This window comes from Acidimicrobiia bacterium (assembly GCA_040880805.1).
GTDB lineage: Bacteria > Actinomycetota > Acidimicrobiia > IMCC26256 > DASPTH01 > DASPTH01.
Genome location: JBBDHW010000003.1, coordinates 42,899 through 49,437 on the forward strand (window position 1 = coordinate 42,899; position 6,539 = coordinate 49,437).

The 6,539-nt window shown below is 66.1% G+C and carries 7 protein-coding genes; all 7 read right to left on the reverse strand.

Annotated elements, in window-relative coordinates; genetic code table 11:
- Nucleotides 1-34: 34 nt before the first annotated feature.
- Entirely contained in the window at nucleotides 35-1,000 is a 966-nt protein-coding gene (locus WD271_00770) for a bifunctional oligoribonuclease/PAP phosphatase NrnA (GenBank protein ID MEX1006360.1), read from the reverse strand.
- On the reverse strand, nucleotides 997-1,446 hold the full coding sequence (locus WD271_00775; GenBank protein ID MEX1006361.1) for a ribosome-binding factor A: 450 nt from the start codon (nucleotides 1,444-1,446) through the stop codon (nucleotides 997-999). The genes WD271_00770 and WD271_00775 overlap by 4 nt, the downstream gene beginning before the upstream one ends.
- A 35-nt stretch (nucleotides 1,447-1,481) precedes the next feature.
- Nucleotides 1,482-1,778 carry a DUF503 domain-containing protein gene (locus tag WD271_00780; GenBank protein ID MEX1006362.1) on the reverse strand — a complete coding sequence of 99 codons (297 nt, stop codon included), beginning with the start codon at nucleotides 1,776-1,778 and terminating at the stop codon, nucleotides 1,482-1,484.
- A 36-nt stretch (nucleotides 1,779-1,814) separates the two neighbouring features.
- Nucleotides 1,815-3,302, reverse strand: coding sequence for a class I SAM-dependent DNA methyltransferase (locus WD271_00785; GenBank protein ID MEX1006363.1), 1,488 nt, complete (start codon nucleotides 3,300-3,302; stop codon nucleotides 1,815-1,817).
- A 79-nt stretch (nucleotides 3,303-3,381) separates the two neighbouring features.
- Complete coding sequence (locus WD271_00790; GenBank protein MEX1006364.1) at nucleotides 3,382-3,651, reverse strand: hypothetical protein; 270 nt, start codon at nucleotides 3,649-3,651, stop codon at nucleotides 3,382-3,384.
- 483 nt (nucleotides 3,652-4,134) lie between these two features.
- Nucleotides 4,135-4,845: a DUF433 domain-containing protein gene (locus WD271_00795; protein MEX1006365.1), complete on the reverse strand. Its 711-nt coding sequence runs from the start codon at nucleotides 4,843-4,845 to the stop codon at nucleotides 4,135-4,137.
- A gap of 59 nt (nucleotides 4,846-4,904) precedes the next feature.
- Nucleotides 4,905-6,254 (reverse strand): DUF222 domain-containing protein, encoded by a 1,350-nt coding sequence (locus WD271_00800; GenBank protein ID MEX1006366.1) that lies wholly within the window; start codon nucleotides 6,252-6,254, stop codon nucleotides 4,905-4,907.
- Nucleotides 6,255-6,539: the final 285 nt, after the last annotated feature.

Sequence of the window (6,539 nt, forward strand, 5' to 3'; positions counted from 1 at the left end):
GACTGGCTTTCCATCGACTGGCTCGCAGGCGCGGTCAGAGCGCGTCGCGGATCTGGGCGACCAGGTCGTCGACACCGAGCGTGGACTCGAAGCCTGCCGCGAACCGGTGGCCACCGCCGCCATGGTTCGCCGCGATCGCCTGCACGTCGACATCACCGAGGGAGCGCAGGCTCACGCGGAATGCGCCGCTCGTCTCCTCCTTGAGCACGCAGGTGACCTCGGCCTCGGTGGTGCGCCGCAAGACATCGATGAGACCCTCGGCCTCCTCGAGCGTGACGTCGTGCCGCTCGAGCATCTCCTGCCTGACCGCGGTCCAGACGAACCGTCGCTCGACATCGAGCTGCGCGTTCGCGAGCGCCTCCGAGAGGAGCTGGAGGTAGGCGAATCGGTGCTCCTCGAAGAGCTGCCGGGAGAGACGCGAGACCGGCACGTCGAACTCGACGAGCTCGCGTGCGAGATCGAAAACCGCCGGGGTGGTGGTGTCGTATTGGAAGCGCCCCGTATCGCACACGAGGGCTGCATACAGCGAGACCGCGGCCGGATCGTCGAGCGCGAGCCCGAGCTCGTGGACGAGACGGCGGACGAGCACACCGCTCGCCGCAGCGTCGGGATCGATGACGTTGATCGTTCCGTACCGCGTGTTCGAGACGTGGTGGTCGAGGACGACGAGCTCGTGCGCTGCCTCCGCGGCCGCCTGGAGATCGCCGAGACGACCGAGCGAGCCGCAGTCGAAGGTGACCATCACGTCGGGTTCGACGGGAAAGTCGTCCGGCTTCGTGAGCAGGTCGAGCCCCGGGAGCCCGCGGTAGTGCGGCGCCACGACGAACGGCGGCGGGAACGATGCGACCACGTCGCGCCCGGCCGCGCGCAACACGTGGAACAGCCCGAGCATCGAGCCGAGCGCGTCGCCGTCGGGATTGACGTGGCACGCGAGCGCGACGACTCCAGCTCCATCGATGACCTGCGCAGCGCGCGTGAGCGCGGTGTCGACTTCGGTCACTCGCTCGCCCGACTCTGGTCTTCGCGCGCGTGCAGCTCCCGGATGATCGCCTCGATACGTTGTCCCTGCTCGATCGCGGGGTCTTCGAGGAACGTGAGCTCCGGGGTGTACTTCAGCCGAACCTGACGACCGAGCTCGGTGCGCAGGTGGGGGGCGGCAGAACGCAGGGCCGCTCGGCTCCGCTCCTTGAAGTCGACCTGCTCCTTCGTCATCGGCTCTTCGGCTGTCACGTCCACCTCCGCGAGACGTTCCTGCCCAGCGCGCCGTGACCGCCGGCGCTTCGGCGCTTCCGGGCGCGATTCGAGCGCGGAATAGTAAACCGTCGCGTGCCGGAGATCCGGACTCACGTCGACGCCGGTGACGGTCACGAAGCCGAGCCGCGGATCCGAGAGCCGCTCGAGCTCGTCGGCGATGGTCTCGCGCACGACCTCGTTCACGCGGGCCATACGCGAGTACCGCCGGACGGACCCCCGATGCACCACTACGCGTCCTCCGGCTCGAGCCAACCGATCTCGCAACGGAGCAGCTCGACGTCGGGCGCGCCCGCTACGAATCGCTCCGCGGCGTCGAGGAGCTCCCGCACCCGGCCCTCGCTCTCCGCCACCACCGCCACTGCGATCGTGGCCCGCTGCCACTGGTTCTGGTGGTCGACCTCGGCCACCGAGATGCGGAACCGGTGGCGCATCCCGTCGACGATCGGGCGAATGGCGGCGCGCTTCGCCTTCAGCGACCGGCTGGCCGGAATGTGGAGCTCGAAGCTCATCGCCGCCGCGTGCATGCCCCCATTGTCGTCCTCCACGCGGCCAGGTGCGGATCAGAGTTCATCGGAGGCTCGCTCGGCATGCGTGGAGATTGTCTCCACGACCTCCGCGAACTGCGCCAGGGCCGCTTCCAAATCCTCCACGATCTCGGCGGCCAGCACCTCGGGCGACGGCAGGTTCTCGCCATCGTCGAGCGACTCGTCCCGGAGCCAGAACACGTCGAGGCTCGCCTTGTCGCGCTGCATGAGCTCGTCGTAGGTGAACCTGCGGAACCGGTCGCTCTCGGCGCGCTCGTAGCGACTCTCGGGCTGGAAGCGCTCGACGAAGTCGTCGAGATCCTCCCTCCGCAATGGGTTCTCCTTGAGGGTGAAGTGCTGGTTCGTGCGCAGGTCGTAGACCCACAACTCGCGCGTCCAGGGAGTCTCGGAGGCGGGCTTCCGGTCGAAGAACAGCACGTTCGCCTTCACACCCTGCGCGTAGAACACACCGGTCGGCAGCCGCAGCAGCGTGTGCACCTCGCAATCGTGGAGCAGCTTCCGTCGGACGGTCTCTCCGGCGCCACCTTCGAAGAGGACGTTGTCGGGCACGACAACCGCTGCGCGGCCACCGATCTCGAGCAGCGTCTTGACGTGCTGGACGAAGTTGAGCTGCTTGTTCGAGGTGGTGGCCCAGAAGTCGTCGCGGTAGTACGTGAGCGTCTCACGCTGGGACTCCCCGTCGGAGCTCACGACCGTGATCGACGACTTCTTCCCGAACGGCGGATTGGTGAGCACCATGCCGAATCGTTCGCCGGGATCACCCGCAAGGGCGTCCTCGACCCGGATCGGACTGTTCGCTTCGGGTGAACCGATCCCGTGCAGCAAGAGGTTCATCGCACACAGGCGCGCGGTGTTGTCGACGATCTCCCAACCGTGGAACGCCGAATCACGAAGAAAACGGCGCTGCTCGGGATCGAGGTGAGGATCCCGCGCCATGAACTCGTACGCGGCGAGGAAGAAACCACCAGTCCCGCACGCCGGGTCGCAGAGCGTCACCCCGGGCTCCGGTCGCATCACGTCGACGATGCCGCGGATGAGCGCGCGCGGGGTGAAGTACTGGCCGGCACCGGTCTTGGTGTCCTCCGCGTTCTTCTGGAGCAGACCTTCGTAGGCGTCGCCCTTCACATCTGCGTCGAGGGTCATCCACTCCTCTCGGTCGATCAGGTCGACGACGAGCCGCCGCAGCTTCGCGGGATCCTGGATGCGGTTCTGGGCCTTGCGGAAGATCACTCCGAGGGTGCCGGGCTGCCGGCCCAGCTCGGTGAGCACGTGCCGGTACTGCACCTCCAGCTCGTCGCCGTCGACGTCGATCAACGAGGCCCAGTCGAGCCCGGCCGGCACGACCGCGGGCCGCGAGAACGGCGGACGGGTCTGCTCGTCGGCCATCTTCAGGAACAGCAGGTACGTGAGCTGCTCGAGGTAGTCGCCGTAGGACAGCCCGTCGTCGCGCAACACGTTGCAGTAGTTCCACAACCGCTGCACGAGTCCGCTGGTGTCGCTCATCGCACCTCTACGTATGCGTATTCAGCAAGACATCATGCGTCTTGCGCTGCTGGACGAACTCATTGCATGTTCAGCAGAACTAACTGATGCTGAGTATTGCTATCAGGCCCCACGGCGGCCGCTGCACAACCATCAAAGGTCGCGGAATCACGAAGAACTCGATCTCCTCATCGTGCGGCCCATCTGCGACGGCATATCCACGCGATGAATCGCGAGTGATGGATGGTGGCCCCGCTTCTTCCAGGCGTACCAGCCAAACGACCATCGCCAGTTCGACGGCCTCAGTGGGTTGAGCGACCTGTACCCACCGCACGTAAGCATCGTCGTCGAGGTGTACGAGCCAGTCCACCGAGGGCTGTGCTACTTGTCGACGCCGAGTCGCTTCAAGTGATCGCTGAGCTGTTCCAGCACCGAAGGATGGTTGTCCCAGAACGCTGGATCATCTTTCGCCGCCATGTCCAGCTCTTCCATTCGCTGGATAGCTTCTTCGTCCCCGAGCTCGCGGATTTTACGCTTCCGCTCATCCCACTCCCGACGTAACTTCGCGGGATCAGGAGCAGGGTCTCGCGGCTCTGCGCTCACCCGGACTCACGGGCGTCGCCGCCCTCCCTGTCCTCGGCACGCAGCAAATTCAGCGGATGCCGCAGAGCACCAGGAACACGCAGAGTCGTGCTGGTACGTTCCAAGGCGCTGCCTTTCTCTCTGCTCGGAGATTAGCGACTTTTCGCGGGCAGTCTGAACCTCCTCGATCTCCTGCGCGTGCACCGTCATGCCGGCGCCGCGAAGTACATCCGCGACGACGTGGCGGCCCAAGGACCGATCGAGGAAGAACTCAAGCGGCGACGGGGAGGGTGGCACGCAGCACGTCCTCGATGTCAGCCACCGGAACGCCGAAGTCGGCCGCGACCTCTGCGAGCGGCTCGCCCGCTTTCCAGCGATCGACGACGTCCTCGAGACGCGCCGCGCCCTCGACGAAGATCGGTTGCCCAAAGGATCGGGCGGGGTCGGCCTCGACGATCGCGCGATCGGTCATCGGCAACACGACGCGATTCGCCCAACCATCGTTGGCGTAGGCGATTCGCTCGAGATAGTCCTTCACGACGCCGCCGAACACTCGCTGGCCCGACACGACGATCGTGAGGTTCTCCAACTCTTCTTCGCGCTCACGCTCGGCGTAGTCGTAGAGGAGCTGTGCTCCGTCTGTGTAGAGCCGCTTCGAGGCAAGCGCGTGTTCGATCCCGAGCTCGCCCGACAGCACTGCGACGGCGGCGCGGATGTGCTGGAGAGAGACACCCGCCCGTCGCATGGCCGCCAGAACCATGGCCTCCGCAAGGCCGCCGAATGGAATCTGGGGCTCACCCTTGGCCGCTGGAATCGACGTGACGATCGCATCGCTCGAGATCAGTTTCCGGCTGGGACGAGCGCGTTCGTAGCCGTGCGCCCACGTCGCGAGCGTCGTTCGGGGGACGCGCAGAAACCTTGCTGCTTCCGCGATGGTGTAGAGGGGTACCGCGAAGCGCGGATCACCCGAATCGCGCGTCACAGCATGCCCTCCTTCGTGGACCAACCCGCCCGAAATCGTACCGAACGCGCCCGTGGGGATCATGGAACTTCTACGGGTCGACATGCTGGTGCGAGTTCATACGTTGCGAAGGCCGGATCACGGAGCGAGAGCAACGCGGTGATCGCATGATCGAGGTCGAGTGACTCGCCGTACCAACGAGGGATACCCGTCATGTCGTCGATGTCGAGCCCGCGCTCCTCGTTGTGTTGCACGATGCCCGCTTCGTCGGCGCCGATCCAGTAGGTCGGTGCCGCGCCCAACTCCGTGCCGTTGGGGTCGGCGATGCGCAACGAACCGTCACCGAGGATCTCGAGCTTCCAACCGCCCTCGTGCACGAGGAAGTGGTGGTGCCAGCAGAGATGCACGAGGTTGGTCAGCCTGGTTGGGCCGAGGTGACACCAGTGGATTCCGTGGTGGCCGTCGAGGAAGCGTGTCTCGTGACAACCCGGCCAGCGACACGTGGTGTCGCGAGCCCGGAGCGCTCGCTTGATCGCCGGAGGGATCGTGCGGGTCTTGCGGCCGACGTCGAGGACTTCACCCGTCGGGCCGCGGACCATCAGCACCGCCGACGCGTCGCACGACAACCGACGCGCCGTCTCCGCTGCGAGCGCGGGCCCGTTGTGCACCACGCATTCGCCGTCAGTGTCGAAGGCCAGTACGTCACCGTCGACGCTCACGACCACTTGATACCGGTCTCCGCTCTTGCGAGCTGCAGGCCCGTTCGCGAGGTACGACTCGGCCATCACCAACAATGCGTCGGCGAGCGATACGCCGTAGCCCACGTCGGGATTCTCGGCACGGACCTGCTCGGCCGCGGCGTCGACCGCGGCCATGAACACTGCGCCGTCCTCGGGTGTGAGCCGGTAGTGGCCTGCCAACAGATCCTCGTCGTCCCAGTCGAACTGATGCGAACGGTTGGCACGCCGCGTGACCGCTCGCTCGGTCTCCTCCTCCCGTGACAACACTCCGCGGTAGGCCCGCACCACCGACTCGACGTGTGCCGCCGTCGCGTGCAGCGCCAGGTCGACCATCGCCTCCTCGTTCTCCGGCGTCGCGATGCGCGTGATCGCCCTCACCTTCGAGTAACTCAGCCGGCCCGCCGCGAACGCCTCGGTGACGAGGGGTAACGCATCGAGCGCACGCGCGACGCGCAGCTTCTCCTGCGCGGAACGGATGTCGAGCCCACATTTCCAGTTCAGCCAGAACGCGCACGTGCGACACCCCCACTGGAGCCAGGCCTCGCGCCGGTCGAACTCGGCGACCAGCAGGAGCCATCGGCACTCCGCCGCGGTGAGATGTGCCGCGAGCGTGGTGATCTCTGCCTCGAGCCGCTCGGTGACCAGCGCCTCGGGCAACGCCTGTTCCATGGTGACTTCCCGCTGTTCCATCAGTTGCCTCCTGGGAGCACGGGGAAGTGCGAACGTCTGTTCGATTCTACGACCGGAACCCTTGTCCCGCAAGGGGTCGATGCGTTCCGCGGAACGCATCGCGGAGGCCGAACGGGCTGCCGAGGGCACCGCATGGGGCCGGCGTTCCGCGGAACGTATTTCTGAAGGATTTCTGTCGGAGAAGCGCAGTCGACGTGTGCCCGAGACCGCCCGAGCCGCCGGCCTACGGGTCAGAACCGTTGTACTGCAAGGGCGTCATGCGTTCCGAGGAACCTATTTCTGACG